General features: G+C 34.6%; 2 protein-coding genes and 1 pseudogene. All 3 read right to left on the reverse strand.

Going from position 1 to position 1,598, the window contains the following annotated elements; genetic code table 11:
* Nucleotides 1–159: 159 nt before the first annotated feature.
* The 3 genes and pseudogenes from GC098_RS02385 to GC098_RS02395 all read right to left on the reverse strand — a co-directional run bounded on the left by GC098_RS02385 (nucleotide 160) and on the right by GC098_RS02395 (nucleotide 1,410).
* Complete coding sequence (locus GC098_RS02385; protein ID WP_216625126.1) at nucleotides 160–597, reverse strand: hypothetical protein; 438 nt, start codon at nucleotides 595–597, stop codon at nucleotides 160–162.
* A gap of 73 nt (nucleotides 598–670) precedes the next feature.
* Nucleotides 671–797: pseudogene (locus GC098_RS02390) on the reverse strand (IS1595 family transposase); the annotation flags it as partial.
* A 211-nt stretch (nucleotides 798–1,008) separates the two neighbouring features.
* Entirely contained in the window at nucleotides 1,009–1,410 is a 402-nt protein-coding gene (locus GC098_RS02395; protein ID WP_171640621.1) for a DUF4362 domain-containing protein, read from the reverse strand.
* Nucleotides 1,411–1,598: the final 188 nt, after the last annotated feature.

The raw sequence follows: 1,598 nt of genomic DNA on the forward strand, positions 1-1,598 counted from the left end.
AACACTCTTACATGTGATACGGTCACTGCCCTGTCTGAAACGGCAAGTATTGAAGAAAAACTTGTAACATCTCGTACAATTTATTTTTTGGCTATGTTAAATTTTGATGTTAATTTAAGACCAAAAGTAAACCGTCTAATTTGAAAGGCGCTTAATTAGCTACCGAATAAATTTTCTTTTCATTATAAAACCTCCGAACAATAGCAGAAGAACAACAATCACATACGGTAAATAGCTAATCCAGTCGTATCTGCTACCTCCATACTCACCACGATATGTTGCTTTAATAAACAACCCATCTTTTTCTTTCACAGCAATTGCTTCATGTACTTTAATTCCGATAATTTCGTAGTATTCAGTTCCTTTTGGATATCGATTAGAAAAATTTCCAGAGTACGTACCTTCCCGATCTGAATATTTTGTAACCTTTCCTATCAAGGAACCTATTTGACTTTGACCTACAAGCTCTTTTGAAATAACATAAGTATTTCCGTCATAAACAACAAACGCATAAGCCCAATCTGCGTATACAGTCCCGACAAGTATAGAACACGCAATTATAAGAGCGGAAAGAACACTTTTTAGTTGTAATCGCATAATTCCCCCTTATTACATCGTCGTTTTTATATTACTGCCAGTTAGTTCACCCAGAAAATGGTGTATGTCTCATTCACAGTAAACAGGCAAGAGACGACCAACATATTCTTCTTATTCGACGCCGTATTCTCATATTCCTTGCCGTCTATATAACGGAACCAAGCCAAATAATGTTGCAAATACTTGGTTGCAACGCCGTTAAGCGGTCAATCCATCCCCAAAAAAATGATACCATCGATTTTAATAATTACTTGGAATCTGTCTATTAGGGCTCAACGAGGTGCCAAGCCTTTCAAAATTCCCATTAATCGATATTCGTTTCGCGTTAGCGTAACGGATTCATGTTTATTAATCAGGATTTTCTAAAAAACACGGCAGTTATGCTCAATTCCACTATCGTTCCTCGTTAGGTTACATATCTTTATTTGAGATGGATAATAACTCGAAATCACCTACGTAATCTCCTGTACATTGACTCAATATATATTTTTCAACATCTTCTTCAGTTACGGTGATTAAGTTTTTACAATAATATTCTTCTATAAATTCTTTGTCTACATAATGGGAAACTTTAATTTTATCGCCATTCGATGTTAATGTCATTACTCCACGTTGCCCTTCTATCCCATAACGCACATAATTTATTTCAGATTCTTGTTGATTGTTAACTTTTTCAACAAATGCTTTTAATCCCTCTAAATTTTTAATGTTACCGTGTGTATTTACAACTTCTTCAATGTCAGACCTATCACTCGGTTGACATCCTACAAGGGTAAAGATGAATAAAGTTATTCCTATAATATTACGCCACAATTTGAATCTCCTCCCCTAATTATTAGACGATTATTTCTTTATGAAAGTTTTAGAAATTTTTTACTATCCTGCCCTTTAGTTTAATTACAAAGGAGTAGCTACCCCGAAAATCAAACTACCTCCTTCTATAAAGTAGGTTAATTTGTGTCGCAAGACTACAATGTTGGGACATTTGTGCATTTTTTGAT

This window comes from Paenibacillus phytorum, from assembly GCF_013141715.1.
In the GTDB taxonomy this organism is placed as follows: Bacteria; Bacillota; Bacilli; order Paenibacillales; family NBRC-103111; genus Paenibacillus_E; species Paenibacillus_E phytorum.